Origin of the sequence: Paraneptunicella aestuarii (genome assembly GCF_019900845.1) — a bacterium.
GTDB classification, from domain to species: Bacteria; Pseudomonadota; Gammaproteobacteria; order Enterobacterales; family Alteromonadaceae; genus Paraneptunicella; species Paraneptunicella aestuarii.
Window position 1 is genome coordinate 1,390,708 of the sequence record NZ_CP074570.1, and the last position, 18,070, is coordinate 1,408,777.

Consider the following 18,070-nt stretch of genomic DNA (forward strand, 5'->3'; position numbering starts at 1 on the left):
AGAAGTAGACCTTGGTAAGGCATTATCTTTTAGATGATTAGTTAGTAGTAATTGTTTGATTTCGGAAGGGCTTTATAGGGTTTTTGGCGCTTTCGGATAATTTATAGCTCTAATGGCTTAAAATTACAATTTTTCTGATTTTTCTCTGGCATGAAGTGAAGCCTTTCGTTAGAATGCGCGGAATTTGCCAAAAATTTAGGTTGAACCTGAATTGCGAGAAATAAATTGCACAATTTTTTAAGACGGGCTGCCGGTTAAGACTGGCATCCCGTTTTTTATAGAAGCACTGTACATTTTGGTTTTGGGGATTGGGTAAGAGAGCGTTGTTTTTCATATTTATTGTTGTGTCGGGTTAGTTGCCTGGTACAGCAGTCAATATGAAAGATAAACACACTCTACATTGATAGCCAGATGTAGCACTTTTAGGAGGCTAAGTTGACTCACCCAGCGATACTCGTGCTTGCCGATGGAACGACATTTAAGGGCACTGCAATAGGCGCGTTAGGTGAATCGGTTGGCGAAGTGGTTTTTAACACTTCCATGACCGGTTACCAGGAAATTTTAACTGATCCATCATATGCTGAACAAATCGTCACCTTGACGTATCCTCATATTGGAAATACCGGCACTAATGACGAAGACGAAGAGTCTGAGCACATTTGGGCTAAAGGGCTTGTTATTCGTGATCTTCCACTGTTAGCAAGTAGTTTCCGAAATCAACAAAGCCTCTCTGATTATCTCAAAGCCCGTAATATTATCGGTATCGCCGATATTGATACTCGTCGTTTAACTCGTGTGTTGCGTGACAAAGGTGCGCAAAACGGTTGTTTAATGGCGGGTGATAATATTGATGAAGCGGCTGCGCTTGAGAAAGCAAAGCAGTTTCCGGGATTGAAGGGTATGGACTTGGCAAAAGAAGTCACGACCAAGTCAGTATTTGAATGGGATTCAAGCACATGGCAACTTGGCGTTGGTCATACCAAGTTACAGGAAAACCCTCAGTTTCATGTCGTTGCTTACGATTTTGGGGTGAAACGTAATATTTTACGTATGTTGGTAGAGCGTGGTTGTAAAGTCACGGTTGTGCCAGCCAAGACACCTGCCAGTGAAGTGAAAGCAATGAATCCTGATGGCGTGTTTTTATCTAATGGGCCGGGTGACCCAGAACCCTGTGACTACGCAATAGCGGCTATCAAAGAATTATTAGAAACCAATGTGCCTATATTTGGTATCTGTTTGGGACACCAGTTGTTGGGATTAGCCAGTGGTGCCAAGACTGAGAAAATGAAGTTTGGTCATCATGGTGCGAACCATCCGGTTAAAGACCTGCAACGCGGCACAGTGATGATTACCAGCCAAAACCATGGGTTTGCATTGGATGAGTCCAGCTTGCCAGCTAACCTGGAAGCGACTCACGTTTCCCTGTTCGATGGTTCACTGCAAGGTGTACGTCGAACTGACAAACCTGCGTTCAGCTTTCAGGGACACCCCGAAGCTAGCCCGGGGCCACATGATGTTGCTCCGCTCTTTGACCAGTTTATCGAATTAATGCAAGCACGCACTTAAGGTTGGAAGTCTATCATGCCAAAACGTACAGATATTAAAAGCATACTGATTTTGGGTGCAGGCCCAATCGTTATCGGACAAGCCTGTGAATTCGATTATTCCGGTGCGCAAGCATGTAAGGCGTTAAGAGAAGAAGGCTATCGCGTTATTCTGGTGAACTCTAATCCGGCGACCATTATGACAGACCCGGAAATGGCTGATGCAACTTACATTGAGCCAATTCATTGGGAAGTTGTACGTAAGATCATTGAGAAAGAACGTCCGGATGCCATTTTGCCAACCATGGGTGGGCAAACGGCCTTGAACTGCGCACTGGACTTGAATCGCCATGGCGTGTTGAAAGAATTCGGTGTGGAGATGATTGGCGCGACGGCGGATGCCATTGATAAGGCGGAAGATCGTGAACGTTTCGACAAAGCCATGAAAAACATCGGCTTGGAATGTCCGCGAGCCGAAATTGCTCATAATATGGAGCAAGCACTAGACGTTGTAAGCCGCATTGGTTTCCCTTGTATTATTCGTCCTTCTTTCACAATGGGTGGAACCGGTGGTGGTATCGCTTATAACATCGAAGAGTTTGAAGAAATCTGTCGCCGTGGCCTGGATTTATCTCCAACCAATGAATTATTGATCGATGAATCACTGATTGGCTGGAAAGAATATGAAATGGAAGTGGTACGCGATAAAAATGACAACTGCATTATTGTCTGTGCCATTGAAAACTTCGATGCGATGGGAGTTCACACCGGTGACTCCATTACCGTTGCGCCTGCGCAAACCTTAACGGATAAAGAATATCAAATTATGCGTAATGCCTCGCTTGCTGTATTGCGAGAGATTGGCGTGGAAACCGGGGGCTCAAACGTTCAGTTTGGTATTTGCCCGGAGACCGGACGCATGGTTGTTATTGAAATGAACCCGCGTGTATCGCGCTCTTCGGCGCTTGCGTCAAAAGCCACTGGCTTTCCTATTGCGAAAGTGGCTGCAAAGTTGGCTGTGGGTTATACGCTGGATGAGTTGGCAAACGACATCACTGGTGGTTTAACGCCAGCTTCGTTTGAACCGTCTATCGACTATGTTGTGACTAAAATCCCTCGTTTTAACTTCGAGAAATTCCCCGGTTCTAATGATCGCCTGACAACCCAGATGAAGTCTGTGGGTGAAGTCATGGCGATTGGACGTAACTTTCAAGAGTCAATGCAGAAAGCGTTACGTGGTCTTGAAACTGGGGTTTATGGCTTGGAGCCTATCGTTGATACCAGCGATGAAGAGAACCGTTCCAAAATTGTTCGTGAACTGCAGGAGCCTGGCTCAGACCGGATTTTCTATATTGCTGATGCATTCCGCATGGGCATGTCGTTAGACGAGATCTTTACGTTAAGCCATGTAGATCCCTGGTTCCTGGTACAAATTCAGGATTTGGTGCTGCTGGAAGAAAAAGTACAGGAAGTCGGCGCTCCAGGCCTGGCTGGTGATTTTCTTCGAGTCCTTAAGCGTAAAGGCTTCTCAGACAAGCGTTTGGCTGAACTGACAAAAGTTTCTGAAGACGATATTCGCAATATGCGCTGGGAGCGTGGTATTTACCCTGTATACAAGCGAGTCGATACTTGTGCTGCAGAGTTTTCAACCAGCACGGCTTACATGTATTCTTCATATGATGAAGAATGTGAAGCGCAGCCCTCTGATAAAAATAAAATTATGGTATTGGGCGGTGGCCCAAACCGTATTGGTCAGGGTATCGAGTTCGATTATTGCTGTGTTCATGCTGCCTTGGCTTTACGTGAAGATGGTTACGAAACCATTATGGTTAACTGTAACCCGGAAACTGTTTCTACCGATTATGACACCTCAGATCGCTTGTACTTTGAGCCTGTCACATTAGAAGATGTGTTGGAAATTGTACGAGTTGAGAAGCCTAAAGGCGTTATCGTTCAATACGGCGGTCAAACCCCTCTTAAGTTAGCACGAGCATTGGAAGAAAATGGTGTGCCAATTATTGGTACGTCGCCAGATGCTATCGATCGTGCTGAAGACAGAAAACGTTTCCAGCAAATGGTGCATAAGCTGGGCCTAAAACAGCCTGCAAATGCGACTGTTAGTAGTTGGGATGAGGCGTTGCAGGAAGCGGAACAGATTGGTTTCCCTCTGGTTGTTCGCCCGTCCTATGTTTTAGGTGGTCGTGCCATGGAAATTGTGTACGACATGAAAGACCTGAAACGCTACCTGACCGAAGCCGTAAGTGTGTCTAATGAAGCGCCAGTATTGCTGGATCGCTTCCTTGATGATGCTATTGAAGTTGACGTTGATGCAGTTTGTGACGGTGAAAATGTTGTTATTGGCGGCATTATGGAGCATATCGAGCAGGCGGGCGTTCACTCAGGTGACTCAGCGTGTTCTCTACCCACTCATAGCTTACCAGAAGATATCCTCAATACTATGCGTGAGCAGGTGAAGGATATGGCACTGGAATTGGGTGTTATCGGTTTGATGAATACTCAGTTTGCGGTTAAAGATGGTGAAGTGTATTTAATCGAGGTTAATCCTCGCGCCGCCCGTACTGTGCCTTTTGTATCAAAAGCTACTGGTCGTCCGTTAGCTAAAGTCGCTGCTAGAGCGATGGTGGGACAGACGTTACCTGAACAAAATGTTGATAAGGAAATTATCCCACCATATTACTCTGTGAAAGAGGTTGTGATACCCTTTGCCAAATTCCACGGTGTTGATCCATTAGTTGGGCCAGAAATGCGTTCAACGGGTGAGGTTATGGGGGTTGGTGAAACGTTTGTTGAAGCTTATGCAAAAGCCAGCCTGGGCATTGGTGAACCTGTACCTTCAAAAGGTAAGGTACTATTGTCACTCCGTGAAAAAGACAAAGCGCGCGCTGTTGAACTTGGCCGCTCCATGTTGCAAAAAGGCTTTAAACTGGAAGCGACAAAAGGTACAGCAAAAGTATTGAATGATTCAAATGTTGCATGTGGTGTGGTCAACAAGGTGTCGGAAGGTCGTCCGAATATTGTTGATGCCATTAAAAATGGTGAATACTGCTACATCATTAATACTACCGAAGGGCGAAAGGCTATCACGGATTCGGTGTATATCCGTCGCGAAGCATTGCTTGGAAAAGTGTCTTATTCAACCACAATGAATGGTGCTTTTGCGGCTGTAAATGCTCATGCAACAGACGATCGTAAATCAGTCAATTCTGTGCAGGAATTACATAAGAGATTGAATTAATGAATAAAATACCAATGACGGCAGAGGGAGCTGAAAAGCTCCGTGCCGAGTTGAATGAGTTAAAATCGGTAAAAAGGCCCGCGATTATCAAAGCTATCGCGGAAGCTCGTGAACATGGTGATTTAAAAGAGAATGCTGAATACCATGCAGCTCGAGAACAGCAGGGCTTTTGTGAAGGACGCATTCAGGATATCGAAGCGAAGTTGAGTAATGCTCAGATCATCGATGTGACTAAAATGCAAAACACCGGAAAAGTGATTTTTGGTGTGACGGTCACATTGTTGAATGTTGATACCGACGAAGAAACAACCTACAAAATTGTGGGTGATGATGAAGCTGATATCAAAAACAACCGGATTTCAGTGAATTCTCCCATTGCCAGAGGATTAATTGGGAAAGAAGTGGACGACGTAGTGACCATTCAAACCCCTTCTGGTGCAGTAGAGTTTGAAATCACGCAAGTGGAATATATTTAATTTATTGAAGCAATAATGAAAACGGCGTCTTGTGACAAGACGCCGTTTTTTATGAGTTACTTTTTCGGTAACTCGATTTTGGGCTCATCGCTTTGGCGATAGATCACCAGCATATGTCCAATAACCTGTAGCTTTTCAGCGCCAGATTGCTGGACAATTGCATCCATCAAGGCCTTTTTCTCTTCTCTGTCTTCAGAGGGAACTTTCACCTTGATGAGTTCGTGATGTGATAATGCGTTGTCGATTTCGGTCAACACGTTTTCAGTCAGACCATTGCCGCCCACGAGTACTACGGGTTTCAGCGCATGCGCCAGCCCTTTTAAATATTGCTTTTGTTTGTTAGTTAATTTCATTTACAAAGAAATCATGTTTGAATAGCTTGAAAAGCGTTATTCTAGCGCCATCTCTGTGCTATTCCCATTGTAATTGCAGTAATATGACCAAGAAAAAACATTCTGGTAGTAGTAAACGGTGGTTGAAGGAGCACTTTGACGACAAATATGTGCAAATGGCTCAGAAGCAAGGGCTTCGTTCCCGAGCCGTTTTCAAGTTGGATGAGATCCAACAAAAAGATAAGTTGATTAAGCCGGGCATGTGCGTGGTTGACCTTGGCGCAGCGCCGGGTGGATGGTCACAATATGCTGTGGATGTGGTGGGTGACAAGGGGCAAGTGATTGCTTGCGACATATTACCCATGGATTCCATCGCAGGTGTTGACTTTCTTGAAGGTGATTTTAGAGAGGAAGCAGTATTGGATGCTTTGCTGGATAGAATCGGTGGTCGGAATGTTGATGTTGTGATGTCCGATATGGCACCCAATATGAGTGGTAACGATTCCGTTGACCAGTCCCGTGCAATGTATTTGGTTGAGTTGGCTTTGGATATGTGTAACGAAGTATTGAAGCCGAATGGCAGTTTTGTTGCTAAAGTTTTTCAAGGAGCTGGATTCGAGGAGTATTTCAAAGCATTAAAACAAAGGTTTCAGGTGGTGAAAACCCGTAAACCTGACTCATCCAGAGCTCGTTCGCGAGAAGTCTATTTGGTGGCGACTGGCTGGAAACTGTAGTAGGCTTGACCAAAAGCAAGAATAGCTACTACTGATTGCTAAATTTTAGATAGATTGAGGTTTTGTAAATTGAGTGACATGGCAAAAAATTTGATTCTCTGGCTCGTCATTGCTGTTGTTTTGATGTCAGTATTTCAGAGTTTCGCGCCTAATGACGGCTCTAGAAAACAGACTGATTATACCCAGTTTATTCAGGACGTTCGTCAGGATCTTGTGCGCGAAGTACACATTGAAGGCCGAGAAATCAAAGGGCTTAAACGGACTGGTGAAAGCTTCACTACTTATTTGCCGACGTCTTACGATGAGTATTTGTTGAATGACTTGATTCAACATAACGTAAGAGTGTTTGGTGAACCGCCTGAAGAAACATCTCTGATTACTTCTATTTTCATTTCCTGGTTCCCAATGCTGTTATTGATTGGCGTATGGATTTTCTTCATGCGACAAATGCAGGGCGGCGGCGGCCGAGGAGCGATGTCTTTTGGTAAAAGTAAAGCTCGTTTGTTAGGTGAAGACCAAATTAAGACCACGTTTGCTGACGTTGCAGGTTGTGATGAAGCAAAAGAAGAAGTGACTGAACTGGTAGACTTCCTGCGTGATCCAACCAAGTTCCAGAAACTGGGCGGTAAAATTCCAACAGGTGTTTTGATGGTTGGCCCTCCAGGTACAGGTAAAACCTTATTGGCAAAAGCCATTGCTGGTGAAGCCAAAGTACCTTTCTTTACTATTTCTGGTTCTGATTTCGTTGAGATGTTCGTGGGTGTTGGTGCATCTCGTGTCCGTGACATGTTTGAACAAGCCAAGAAATCGGCACCTTGTATTATCTTTATCGACGAGATTGACGCTGTAGGTCGCCAACGCGGTGCTGGCTTAGGTGGTGGACATGACGAGCGTGAGCAAACCTTGAACCAGATGTTGGTTGAGATGGATGGTTTTGAAGGGCATGAAGGTATCATCGTTATTGCCGCCACTAACCGTCCTGATGTACTGGATCCTGCATTGTTGCGTCCGGGTCGTTTTGACCGTCAGGTTGTCGTTGGCTTACCTGATATTCGTGGTCGTGAACAAATCTTAAAAGTACATATGCGTAAAGTGCCTATTGCTGACAATGTTGAAGCATCGGTTATTGCACGTGGTACTCCTGGTTTCTCAGGCGCTGATTTGGCTAACCTGGTGAACGAAGCGGCATTGTTTGCTGCCAGAGCCAATAAGCGTCTGGTTGCAATGGAAGAATTTGATAAAGCCAAAGACAAGATCCTGATGGGTACTGAACGACGTTCCATGGTGATGTCTGAAGAAGAAAAGACCATGACGGCGTATCACGAAGCGGGTCACGCTATTGTGGGACGATTGGTGCCTGAACATGATCCTGTCTATAAGGTTTCGATTATTCCTCGTGGACGCGCTTTAGGTGTGACTATGTATTTGCCTGAACAGGATCGTGTCAGTCACAGTAAACGACATTTAGAGAGTATGATTTCCAGCTTGTTTGGTGGTCGTATCGCTGAACAGATCATTTATGGTGATGACAAGGTTACAACAGGGGCATCTAACGATATTGAGCGCGCTACTGATATCGCTCGTAAAATGGTAACTCAGTGGGGCTTGTCGAGCAAAATGGGGCCTATGCTGTACGCGGAAGAAGAGGGCGAAGTGTTCCTTGGTCGTAGCGTTGCCAAAGCGAAGCATATGTCTGACGATACTGCCCGTGCTATTGATGCCGAGATTAAGTCAGTGATTGATCGCAACTATGAGCGTGCCGTTGGCATTCTGAAAGAGAATATGGATATTTTGCATGCCATGAAAGATGCGTTGATGAAATATGAAACCATTGATGCGAAGCAGATTGATGACTTGATGGAGCGCAGAGACGTCCGTCCTCCTGCTGACTGGCAAGAGTCAAATAGCGATGATAGCAAGCCGACTGGTGGCGCGACCGCATCTGATGTTAAATCAGAAGAAAAAGTCGATGAGGAAGAAAAATCACGAGGCAAGGATCCTGACCTTGGTAAACCAGGCGATCTGCCACACTAGTTCGTTGAAATAATGTTTATGCTAAAAACGCCTCTATTGAGAGGCGTTTTTTTCGTTTTTATCTGTTGTGAGAAATGAAATTTAGAAATAAAACCCTGTCATTAAATTCGCCACAGGTTATGGGGATTTTAAATGTTACCCCTGACTCTTTTTCTGATGGTGGCAAGTTTAATCATATGGATGCTGCATTAGCGCAAGCAGAACAAATGGTAAAGGATGGCGCTACCATTCTTGATATTGGTGGTGAGTCAACTCGTCCCGGCGCAGAGGATGTCCCGGAAGCGCTTGAGTTACAACGAGTCATCCCCATAATTGAAGCCCTTAGCACACGGTTTGATGTTGTTCTTTCAATTGACACCAGTAAAGCTGTTGTTATGCGTGAAGCCGTAGTTGCGGGAGCTGACCTGATTAATGATGTTTGTGCTCTGCAATTAGAAGGAGCATTACAAGTGGCGGCTGAAACTGATGCTGCAATTTGCCTGATGCACATGCAGGGTCAGCCTCGAACAATGCAGTTGTCTCCTGAGTATGAAAATGTGATTCAGGATGTAAAGGCCTTCTTGCAACAGCGAATGCAGGCATGTATTGATTCCGGGATCAGTAAAGATCGTTTAATCATCGATCCAGGGTTTGGTTTTGGCAAAACCTTACAGCATAACTGTGATTTGCTGGCTGGCATCTCCAGGTTTCATGATCTGAGAGCTCCTGTTTTGGTTGGCGTTTCAAGAAAATCCATGTTTGGAGCTTTATTAGGGCGAGACGTTAATGAGCGCCTAGTACCCAGCGTAGTTGCTGCGGTTTTAGCGGCACAACAGGGCGCGGCGATTTTGAGAGTTCATGATGTGAAAGAAACCGTGGACGCGTTAAAACTATTGAGTATTACACAACGCTAAATAGCTGTTCCAAACTATCAGTCAGCAACAGAAAGTTTTGAGCAGACCCTCAGCCCTGCTTTTCACTTAATGAATCGGCGAAGCGGCTGTGGAGCCTCAATGGATTGATTCACGGCGAGTCTGCGATAAATTTCTGTGGCTGACTTGCAGTTAAGCACACTTATTTAGGTCAACACGTCCTAAGTAGCGTTAACTATTTGTTCTGCGATTGGACTTAACATTGATGATGTAAGAAGTCTATCGCAAAAAGACAATTGGGAATGAACAAGAATAATGACTAAAAGACAGTATTTTGGAACAGATGGTATTCGTGGCAAAGTTGGCGAAAACCTGATTAATCCTGAATTTGTGACCAAACTCGGTTGGGCTGCAGGTAAAGTGCTAGCCGGGCGAGGAACGAATAAGGTGCTGGTGGGGAAAGACACTCGTATCTCTGGGTATATGTTGGAATCGGCTCTGGAAGCTGGACTTTCAGCTGCCGGAATTGATATTGGCTTATTGGGGCCAATGCCGACACCTGCTATTGCTTATCTAACCAAAACCTTTCGCTCCGAAGCTGGTATTGTGATTAGTGCTTCACACAATCCTTATTACGATAACGGTATTAAATTCTTCTCTTCTGACGGCTTTAAACTGGACGATGATATTGAGCTGGCGATAGAAGCTCAAATGGCGAAGCCAATGGTGTGCGTTGACTCAAACAAACTGGGTAAAGCTTCTCGTGTGCAGGATGCTGCTGGTCGTTATATTGAATTCTGTAAAGGTAATTTTCCGTCTGAATTATCGCTAACCGGGTTAAAGATTGTGGTTGATTGTGCGCATGGCGCAACTTACCACATTGCTCCTAATGTTTTGCGGGAACTGGGCGCTGATGTCATTGAAATTGGAACAAAACCTGATGGTTTGAATATCAATGACAAAGTGGGTGCTACCGCGATGGAAGCGGTAACGCAACGTGTTCTTGATGAAAAAGCCGACCTTGGTTTTGCGTTGGATGGTGATGGTGATCGCATCATGATGGTCGATCATCTGGGTAATGTTGTCGATGGTGACGAAATTGTTTATATCATTGCCCGCGATGCGCTGAAATCCGGTCGTTTACAAGGCGGGGTTGTTGGCACTCAAATGAGTAATATGGGGCTGGAAAAAGCGCTGAAAAAACTCAGTGTTCCTTTTGCTCGCAGTAAAGTTGGCGACCGTTACGTGATGGAACTACTACAGCAGAAAGGCTGGAGTATTGGTGGAGAAAGCTCTGGTCATATTTTGAATTTGGCTCAGTCCTCTACGGGCGATGGTATTGTTTCAGGGTTGCAGGTGATTGCTGCCATGTTGCATTCAGGCTTGACTCTCGCTGAATTACGCATGGGTATGGAGAAGTTCCCACAACGATTAATCAATGTGCGCTTTGCATCAGGTTTAGACCCATTAGCGAACGATAAGGTAAAAGCCTCTGTCGCTGATGCCGAAAAAGGTTTGGCAAATAATGGACGAGTATTATTGAGAAAGAGTGGAACAGAACCCGTCATTCGAGTCATGGTGGAAGCGCAACATGAAAATGATGCGAATCATTGGGCGGAGCACATTGCACAGGCCGTTGAAGCTGCTGTGTAATGTTGCGTTCAAATAGTGTTTGTTTGAACGCTTTTTATACGTTTTGGATGAGTGTCATACTCAGTTGCAAATAAGTTTCCAGTTTGACATAAATTACGGGCTGATTTATGTCAAAAAACTTGTAACTTTTGTCGGCGTCCGTTAATATCTCGCCCGCTTTTTTGAAGGGTGTTTACGGCTGGCAAAGACGGTTAAATATACAGTTATTGCTAATAGCTTGAATAAACTCAGGTGGATAAATGAATACAATGCGACAAAAAATGGTTGCCGGAAACTGGAAACAGAATGGTGATCAGGCGCTTGTCAAAACCATGCAGGACGGTTTGTCAAAGCTGGCTTTCAATGGTGTTGAAGTAGTTGTATGTCCTCCTTTTCCTTATCTTGGCGCATTTGAAGCAAAGGGTTTCAAACTGGGCGCCCAGAATTTGAGTTTGCACGACTCTGGAGCTCACACAGGTGAAGTGTCGGGTTCTATGCTTAAGGAAGTGGGTTGCCAATATGTTATTGTTGGTCATTCTGAAAGACGTGCAGACAATAGCGAAGACAACGATGTTGTCGCGCAGAAAGTACAACAGGCACTTGCTGCAGGTTTGACCCCTGTACTGTGTTTTGGCGAATCAGAACAGGTTCGCGATTCAGGTCAGTTGTTCGATTTTATTCAATCGCAACTGGAGCCTGTTATTGCTTTGATAGGTGTTGCAAGATTAGCCGAGACAGTTTTAGCTTACGAGCCAATTTGGGCTATAGGTACAGGTAGAACAGCGACACCAGAACAAGCGCAAGAGGTACATCAATTTGTGCGGTCTTATATCGCTGAAAAAGATGCCTCGGTTGCTGCCAACTTAACCATTTTGTATGGTGGCAGTGTTAAGGCTGATAATGCCGAGCTATTATTTGCCCAGCCAGATATTGATGGTGGCTTGATTGGCGGAGCGAGCTTGAAATTGGATGACTTTGTCGCCATATGCCAAGCGGCAGAATAAGTAGAGATAAATAATGTACGAAATTCTTTTAGTGATCGATTTGATTGTTGCTTTGATGTTGATCGGCTTGGTGTTGATCCAGCAAGGTAAAGGTGCTGACATGGGCGCTTCTTTCGGGGCTGGTGGCTCAAATACTGTATTTGGTTCAACCGGTTCAGGAAACTTCCTGACACGCTCCACTGCTATTTTGGCAACGTTATTCTTCATTATTAACCTGGCATTGGGTAGCATGTCTGGTAATGTTGAAAAGAACGTTGACGAGTGGCAAAACCTAAGTGATCCAGCTGTGAAAATGACTCCGGCTGATGCAGATGTTCCATCTGTAACTATTGCTCCAGGTAGCAACGATGTTCCTGTTGAAACAGTTGAACCTAAGGCACCTGAAGCGTCTCAGGAAGTAGCTCAAGAAGAGAAACCTGCCGACGATAACGGTAGCAACTAAGCTCCTCAAAGCTTATTAGTAGAATTTAAACAAGTGTGAGCTACTTGTTATCAACAAGCTCAAATAGTCTACGCGGAAGTGGTGGAATTGGTAGACACGCCATCTTGAGGGGGTGGTGGCTTAGGCCGTGCGGGTTCAAGTCCCGCTTTCCGCACCAAATTATTCTATTCAAATCAGTTCATTTTTTCTTTCTCGGATCAGTCTTGGATCGTTACTTTCTTCTGAAAAATCAATCTTCAACTTTCTTTGATTCAGCGCACTAAATTCATTGTGCTATTCTTTTACCATTTTAACTTCTCAGGCTTGATGGTCTCTCCCGGTTTTGAGCATTAGTACAATTGCCAATGGAACATTATCGTTTCTAACTGTCTTTGTACGCTAATCGATAAACGGTTATGCGCTTCTGAAATGCTTGTAGTGTGACTTTTCTGACGTGCTGTCTATCGCTCTGGGTTTCACGTTAATAAATGGAAAATCATTATGTCAGAAGCATTTATAGAATATATGTCAGGGTATAAGTATCAGTTGGCGAAAGATTATAAGATCGCAACGTCAATTAAGCCCAAAGAGAATATTGATACGCAATTTATTGCGTTGGATAAGCAAGGTAATTTGACCGTAAAAAGTGGCTATGCCTGGGATGGCACTTCTGGCCCTGTAGTTGATACAGAACACAATCTTAGGGCATCTCTGGTTCATGATGCGTTTTATCAGTTAATGCGAAGAAAGCATCTTGAAGCTTCAAAACATAAAGACAAAGCGGATAAGCTATTCCGAAAAATGTGTAAGGAAGATGGTGTGCCGTCAACGGTCGCTCAGGTTTATTATGAGGCTCTTAAGTTACTTGGTAAGCCTGCATCAGCCCCGTCTCATGCCAAGAAAATCAAACGAGCTCCCGAAGCCGAATAAAGGCGGATAGAAAAAACTGTCTCGGCTGTGCGTATTCGAGTCGGTAATGCTATTTGAGTGATTTTCTCACTGATAGCCACTTCAGCATAATCTATCACCATACCTGATGTTTTTAAATTTAAGCTTTCTCGAGAAAAATAACGATTTCAATACGCGCTTTATCTGGGTATTGAGGAAATGACGAGTGATATTCTGGCAATCTGCTTTAGCTTGATTATTTTGCATTGATTCGACTTATTTGCAGTATGAGTAGGTCAAGGCTCTATCTTTGTGTTGCAGTTCTGGAGTTGGTACGTGAGAAAGTTTATGAATCAGTATCCTTTAAATATTGAAGCGTTTGCGCTGGAAGCGATTATTGGGGTTATTAGTGCTATTTTTGCGGTTGGAGGATTCCATGCACAGATACCACAAATCGCTATTCCATGTGCAGTTGTTGCTATTGCATGTTGGGGATTAGTCATTCATTCGATTTATATGGTCTTCCGCTCTCGCAGGGCGAGAAAAAAACAGTACAAAAGCTAGTCTTGAGTCAATATATCTTCCCTGATTGTTTACATAGCGTCATTAATGGGTCATTTTTATGTACTTCAAATAGAATGAGGCTGACACCATGAACACTGAAGAGATGAATAGTAATGTGGATGATGGGAATTCAGGCGATCCTGAGGCTTCCAAGCATTATAACGAAGCAAGAACCTACGTGACCCCAAGTATTGATGATCCCTGGATATTTACACCGTCCAGTGAGGTTACGTTTACCAGTAAGCAAGGTGTGCAGTCCATTTATGTAATGGCGAAGGGATCTGATTTTACGTTTTGTGATGAGCTGATCCCAATCGGTAGCAAGAAAGACCAATTACTATTCAAAGAATTGGTTCACAGTTCGGTCGGTGAACATGGTAAAAAGCTCACCGTTATTATTGATCAGGGGAATGAAGATAAGTTGCGTCGTTTCCAGTTTGTGCAATTAAATTTTGAAATGGTTGCTGAAGCGAAAGACGCAGATGGAAAGACAATAAAAGTGAGATCACAGGATCCTTCGATCATCATTCCAGAACCTGAGCCCCCTAAACATACGCCCTAGCATCTAGCTTTTAAAACAGGTCAGGGGACGAGAGAATAACTGCTGATAGCCCTGGTTTTGGCATAAGTTGTCAAACCAGGGCAGCTCAAACCATATTTCTCCAATGCCGCCAGTGAGCGCTTCTTCGGCTTTGGGGATTGCAAAATCCGGCTCATTCAACAGCACGAAAACCAAAGCTGAAACAAACGCTACTTCGGTGTTTCCCGGGGCAAGTTTGTTTGCTTGGTTGAGGGATTTAATGGCGGCTTGTGGGTCATTCAGGTGGGCATAGGCTTGAGCCTTTTCCAAATAGGATTTCAGGCTTTCTTTCCCTTCGTAACGCTGTATAACTTCCTGATACAAGGATTGTGCTTTGTCATTGAGTTGCAATAGATGCAGCACATCTGCAAGATTTAAATATAGCGAGGTGTTATTCGGACTTTCCTGAATGGCTTTCTCTGCAAGCTCTTTTGCGCGTTGATATTTTCTTTGTAGCATATAGGCGATTGCCAGATTGTTCATGTCGCTGCTATGTCCCCCTTGTTCGAGGATCTTTTCATAGGCAGCAATAGAGCGTTCTAGTTCACCCTGAGTCAGATACAGTGACGCGATTAATTGGTTAGCAGCATAGTCATTGGGAAATAAAGCCAATAACTGTTCAAGACGGTTTTGAGTTTCACCAATGTTGCCAAGATACCAATGACAAAGTGCCAGATTAAACAGGTGGGAACGATCGAATCGCAGAGAGACGAGTTGTTCAAATAATTCCCGGGCTTGTTGGTATTTTCCCTGTTTTAAGTTCAATGTTGCTCGTAAATCTTTGATCTGATAAATGCTGGCTTGTCTGGCCTCTGATAGTGCAATGGCACTTTCTGCTGCGGTAAAATCTTGCTGATAAATGGCAATCCAGAACAAATCCAACGCATAAAACACGCTGTTCTTATACTCTGGCGGTGCGTTGTCCAACAATGTTCGGTAATTTTCCAGATACCGTGCGTCTCTTTTGTCGTCATAGAGTGTTAGCACCAACCAGCGATAGTTCTCATAGGCTTGAAAGAGCGGAGTATCACGCGTGATAAACTGTTCAAGGCGTTTTAAGTTTGCGTCGTTGCTATTGCCTTTTATGTGGATATCGACGATCAACTCTATAAACTCCTGATAGGATTGTTCCGTGATATAAATCGGAGCCAATTGGGTCTCTGCTAATTGTGCATTGGCCTCGGGAAATATGGGAAGAAAGAAGGATTTGGCTTCTTCATACATGGCATGAGCCGAACCAAAATGGGTAAACCATTGCTTTTGTTGCACCACGCTCCAGTGCTCGGAGGTGACTCTGTCAAAGGTAATTTCACATCGGTAATCGGTGCAATTAATGGCGGTGGTAATAATATCGGTTGCAGCAACCTGTTGACCGATTTGTTTTAAGCTTCCCGAAAGCCCATCGGTTTCATGCCTTGATATCAGGTGAATGTTCTTTATACCAAGCAGGGTTTGTCGAATGGCGTCATCAATGGTGGCGATCATAATGTCGCGTTGTTGCGGTGCTATTGTTTCTTGCTCTGTAATTTTTGGTCGTAATACCGCCACATACCTCGGATTTTCATTTGAATGAATGAACGAAGAGGCGCGGCCTTCTTGCCATAATTGATATGAAACAAAGGCAATAAATAACAGGGCTGAGAAAATCGCCAATGCCACAAATACCTGTGTTCGAGATAATCCCTTTGTTGGAGTATGCCCTCTCCCTTTTTTACTGTTTTTGGAACTATCTTCTGGCGATGCAGAAGGCGAATAAAGGTTTCTGTCCAGTAACTCGGTTACCTGCTCTAAAGCCTGAGCATTCATCATGTCTTGCTCTATGGTTCTGAGCTGATTAGCCACCGCCACAAAATTTACAGGGCGCTTGTTCGGCTCCGTTTTTAGACAGCTATTTAATAGGTTAATTAACGCTTTTGGCAATAGAGGAAGTATGTGTGCGGCATCGTCTGGTTTTTCATTCAAAAGATAATGAATGAAGGTTTCTCGGGTGTGTTGAGGGTAGGGGAATCGTCCCGCAAACAGATAAAATGCCAGTAGTCCAAAGGTGAAGATATCGCTTTTTACATTAAGCGGTTCCCCTTTAACCTGCTCAGGAGAAAGAGCCGTAGGGGTAGCAAAACTGGGCGAAGATTTATTTGTGCCGTTTTCTGTATCGTTATTTTTCAGAGACCGGGAAATGCCCAAGTCGAGCACTTTGACTGTACCTTGACCTGTCACCCATATGTTTTCGGCTTTCAGATCTGCGTGCAAAATTCCTGCATCATGTATGGCTTGTACACCATCACAAATTTGAGTCAGAAGTCCCAGTTTCTGTTCAATGGACATCACTTGCTGGCGTTGCAGTTTTGCCAGGGTAGTCCCTTGCAGGTACTCCATTACCAACATGACCAGATCTTTTTGATGAATAATATCGTAGATGTGGATGACGTTCGGATGGTTGATTTGAGCTAATGCTCTGGCTTCCTTAAGTGCTCTGTCTGTGTCCGACTGATTTTTCGGCTTAAGTACCTTGATGGCAACTTTCCGTTGCAATCTTTCGTCCAGAGCAAGGTATACCTTGCTGCTTCCACCTTCACCGATAACCTTCTGAATTTGGTAACCAGCAATTGACGGAGAGGAGTGAAATGGTTCAGCCGTGTTTAACATTCATCTGATTACTCAATGCATCAAGAGCACATTCCAAGGTGCTACCCTTGTATATTTTGAAAGAAGTGCATCCCAAGCGAATTTTTCCAGGACGACGTTGAATAAAATCAGCGGGATCCTGAGAACTACCAAAGGTGTCGTAAAATTGCTTTCTGGCGCGATGGATCTGAATGTTCAGGTGATTCTCATCCAGCCCCAGAATATTGGCTAATTGCTCGGTATACACCCAACCCTGTTCGCTTAAGTCTATACCATTGAGGGCATCTTGTGCTCGAATTCGTGCCAAATTTAAAGTCATATAATGATGACTTAACGAGCGTAAGTTATGTTGTTCACTATGGCAATCAATGAGTAATTTGGTGCTCTCCTCGTCCTGACTAAGGTAAAAGGTGAGTGACAACTCATCCAGTGAACACGGGCTGTAATCCAGTTCAACTGTGGGGGCGTCACCTGTCGCCAGACGTAGTTGCCATTGTTGCCCATTCAGTATGACAAATTCCTTATTCTGCAATTCTCGAGAGGAATGATGTGATGAATGAAGTTCATCGATATACCACAACCCCTGTTTTTTAAAGATGGCAATTTCTGGAGATTGTTCACTGGGCAACAGATGATAGGAATGCAAAAAGATAACATGACTTTCTGCTTTGTGAATAATCGACTCTGGAAATAGGGCATCCATCGGGGGTTGTACATCCTTAACCAGAAATATTTCGTTTTGAGGATGTCCAAACTGCAATTGATCACCTTTTTTCAATGGGTAGGGTTGATCTTTATTGACTCGAATATGGTTTAGCCAGGTGCCATTTAAACTCAGATCTCGCAAATGCCAGCGACCGTCATTCCATTCTATAGCGGCATGGTATCGAGATACTTCGGGGCTCTCTATCAATGTGTCGACAGATCTTGGAATACGACCAATGGTATGAAGGCTGGACAGGTAAATCAGGCTGTCGTTTTTGTCCGATAAAAAAGCCATTCGTTCTCAATTTCTTATATGCAAAAATCTCGACAAAGATATTAGGGGAAGCCTCTTTACTTGTCTATGCCGGCAAGGATTTGCTGGTGGATTGAAGGGATGTAAATTATTTCTCAAAAGTGAAAGTTA

At 44.2% G+C, this 18,070-nt stretch carries 15 protein-coding genes and 1 tRNA gene; 13 read left to right on the plus strand and 3 right to left on the minus strand.

The window, feature by feature from the left end:
* The first annotated feature begins 435 nt into the window (after positions 1–435).
* From carA to greA, 3 genes are read left to right on the plus strand one after another with little or no spacing between them, the layout of a single operon-like run.
* The gene (gene carA / locus KIH87_RS05885) at positions 436–1,566 is read left to right on the plus strand and encodes a glutamine-hydrolyzing carbamoyl-phosphate synthase small subunit (RefSeq protein WP_232360609.1); all 1,131 of its coding nucleotides are present in this window, start codon (positions 436–438) and stop codon (positions 1,564–1,566) included.
* A gap of 15 nt (positions 1,567–1,581) precedes the next feature.
* Positions 1,582–4,800: a carbamoyl-phosphate synthase large subunit gene (gene carB / locus KIH87_RS05890; RefSeq protein ID WP_232360610.1), complete on the plus strand. Its 3,219-nt coding sequence runs from the start codon at positions 1,582–1,584 to the stop codon at positions 4,798–4,800.
* A complete protein-coding gene (gene greA / locus KIH87_RS05895) occupies positions 4,800–5,276 on the plus strand; it encodes a transcription elongation factor GreA (protein ID WP_232360611.1) in 477 nt (158 codons plus the stop codon). The genes carB and greA overlap by 1 nt, the downstream gene beginning before the upstream one ends.
* A gap of 56 nt (positions 5,277–5,332) precedes the next feature.
* Here greA and yhbY read toward each other — a convergent pair whose 3' ends face one another.
* The gene (gene yhbY, locus KIH87_RS05900; protein ID WP_232360612.1) at positions 5,333–5,629 is read right to left on the minus strand and encodes a ribosome assembly RNA-binding protein YhbY; all 297 of its coding nucleotides are present in this window, start codon (positions 5,627–5,629) and stop codon (positions 5,333–5,335) included.
* Between the two features lie 83 nt (positions 5,630–5,712).
* Between yhbY and rlmE the strand changes: the two genes are divergently transcribed.
* The 10 genes from rlmE to KIH87_RS05950 all read left to right on the plus strand — a co-directional run bounded on the left by rlmE (position 5,713) and on the right by KIH87_RS05950 (position 14,298).
* Positions 5,713–6,342, plus strand: a complete 630-nt coding sequence (gene rlmE, locus KIH87_RS05905) for a 23S rRNA (uridine(2552)-2'-O)-methyltransferase RlmE (RefSeq protein ID WP_232360613.1) — start codon at positions 5,713–5,715, stop codon at positions 6,340–6,342.
* 69 nt (positions 6,343–6,411) lie between these two features.
* Complete coding sequence (ftsH, locus tag KIH87_RS05910) at positions 6,412–8,376, plus strand: ATP-dependent zinc metalloprotease FtsH (RefSeq protein ID WP_232360614.1); 1,965 nt, start codon at positions 6,412–6,414, stop codon at positions 8,374–8,376.
* A 74-nt stretch (positions 8,377–8,450) separates the two neighbouring features.
* On the plus strand, positions 8,451–9,269 hold the full coding sequence (gene folP, locus KIH87_RS05915) for a dihydropteroate synthase (RefSeq protein WP_232360615.1): 819 nt from the start codon (positions 8,451–8,453) through the stop codon (positions 9,267–9,269).
* Between the two features lie 273 nt (positions 9,270–9,542).
* Positions 9,543–10,880: a phosphoglucosamine mutase gene (gene glmM, locus KIH87_RS05920; protein WP_232360616.1), complete on the plus strand. Its 1,338-nt coding sequence runs from the start codon at positions 9,543–9,545 to the stop codon at positions 10,878–10,880.
* Between the two features lie 239 nt (positions 10,881–11,119).
* Positions 11,120–11,863, plus strand: a complete 744-nt coding sequence (gene tpiA, locus KIH87_RS05925; protein ID WP_232360617.1) for a triose-phosphate isomerase — start codon at positions 11,120–11,122, stop codon at positions 11,861–11,863.
* 10 nt (positions 11,864–11,873) lie between these two features.
* The gene (gene secG / locus KIH87_RS05930; protein WP_232361435.1) at positions 11,874–12,305 is read left to right on the plus strand and encodes a preprotein translocase subunit SecG; all 432 of its coding nucleotides are present in this window, start codon (positions 11,874–11,876) and stop codon (positions 12,303–12,305) included.
* 72 nt (positions 12,306–12,377) lie between these two features.
* Positions 12,378–12,462, plus strand: a tRNA-Leu gene (locus tag KIH87_RS05935).
* 323 nt (positions 12,463–12,785) lie between these two features.
* Positions 12,786–13,214: a DUF1353 domain-containing protein gene (locus KIH87_RS05940; protein ID WP_232360618.1), complete on the plus strand. Its 429-nt coding sequence runs from the start codon at positions 12,786–12,788 to the stop codon at positions 13,212–13,214.
* A gap of 306 nt (positions 13,215–13,520) precedes the next feature.
* A complete protein-coding gene (locus tag KIH87_RS05945; protein ID WP_232360619.1) occupies positions 13,521–13,736 on the plus strand; it encodes a hypothetical protein in 216 nt (71 codons plus the stop codon).
* An 88-nt stretch (positions 13,737–13,824) separates the two neighbouring features.
* Positions 13,825–14,298 (plus strand): hypothetical protein, encoded by a 474-nt coding sequence (locus KIH87_RS05950; protein ID WP_232360620.1) that lies wholly within the window; start codon positions 13,825–13,827, stop codon positions 14,296–14,298.
* A gap of 3 nt (positions 14,299–14,301) precedes the next feature.
* Here the strand turns inward: KIH87_RS05950 and KIH87_RS05955 are convergent, their stop codons facing one another.
* Both KIH87_RS05955 and KIH87_RS05960 read right to left on the minus strand, forming a co-directional pair.
* Positions 14,302–16,962 carry a serine/threonine-protein kinase gene (locus tag KIH87_RS05955; protein WP_232360621.1) on the minus strand — a complete coding sequence of 887 codons (2,661 nt, stop codon included), beginning with the start codon at positions 16,960–16,962 and terminating at the stop codon, positions 14,302–14,304.
* Positions 16,946–17,941 carry an FHA domain-containing protein gene (locus tag KIH87_RS05960; protein WP_232360622.1) on the minus strand — a complete coding sequence of 332 codons (996 nt, stop codon included), beginning with the start codon at positions 17,939–17,941 and terminating at the stop codon, positions 16,946–16,948. Before KIH87_RS05960 ends, KIH87_RS05955 begins: the two co-directional genes overlap by 17 nt.
* Positions 17,942–18,070: the final 129 nt, after the last annotated feature.

Bases quoted from the DNA above. Each gene is read 5' to 3' on its own strand.
- carB (WP_232360610.1), top strand. From the start codon at position 1,582: ATGCCAAAACGTACAGATATTAAAAGCATACTGATTTTGGGTGCAGGC.
- greA (WP_232360611.1), top strand. From the start codon at position 4,800: ATGAATAAAATACCAATGACGGCAGAGGGAGCTGAAAAGCTCCGTGCC.
- yhbY (WP_232360612.1), bottom strand. From the start codon at position 5,629: ATGAAATTAACTAACAAACAAAAGCAATATTTAAAAGGGCTGGCGCAT.
- rlmE (WP_232360613.1), top strand. From the start codon at position 5,713: ATGACCAAGAAAAAACATTCTGGTAGTAGTAAACGGTGGTTGAAGGAG.
- folP (WP_232360615.1), top strand. From the start codon at position 8,451: ATGAAATTTAGAAATAAAACCCTGTCATTAAATTCGCCACAGGTTATG.
- glmM (WP_232360616.1), top strand. From the start codon at position 9,543: ATGACTAAAAGACAGTATTTTGGAACAGATGGTATTCGTGGCAAAGTT.
- tpiA (WP_232360617.1), top strand. From the start codon at position 11,120: ATGAATACAATGCGACAAAAAATGGTTGCCGGAAACTGGAAACAGAAT.
- KIH87_RS05940 (WP_232360618.1), top strand. From the start codon at position 12,786: ATGTCAGAAGCATTTATAGAATATATGTCAGGGTATAAGTATCAGTTG.
- KIH87_RS05945 (WP_232360619.1), top strand. From the start codon at position 13,521: ATGAATCAGTATCCTTTAAATATTGAAGCGTTTGCGCTGGAAGCGATT.
- KIH87_RS05950 (WP_232360620.1), top strand. From the start codon at position 13,825: ATGAACACTGAAGAGATGAATAGTAATGTGGATGATGGGAATTCAGGC.
- KIH87_RS05955 (WP_232360621.1), bottom strand. From the start codon at position 16,962: ATGTTAAACACGGCTGAACCATTTCACTCCTCTCCGTCAATTGCTGGT.
- KIH87_RS05960 (WP_232360622.1), bottom strand. From the start codon at position 17,941: ATGGCTTTTTTATCGGACAAAAACGACAGCCTGATTTACCTGTCCAGC.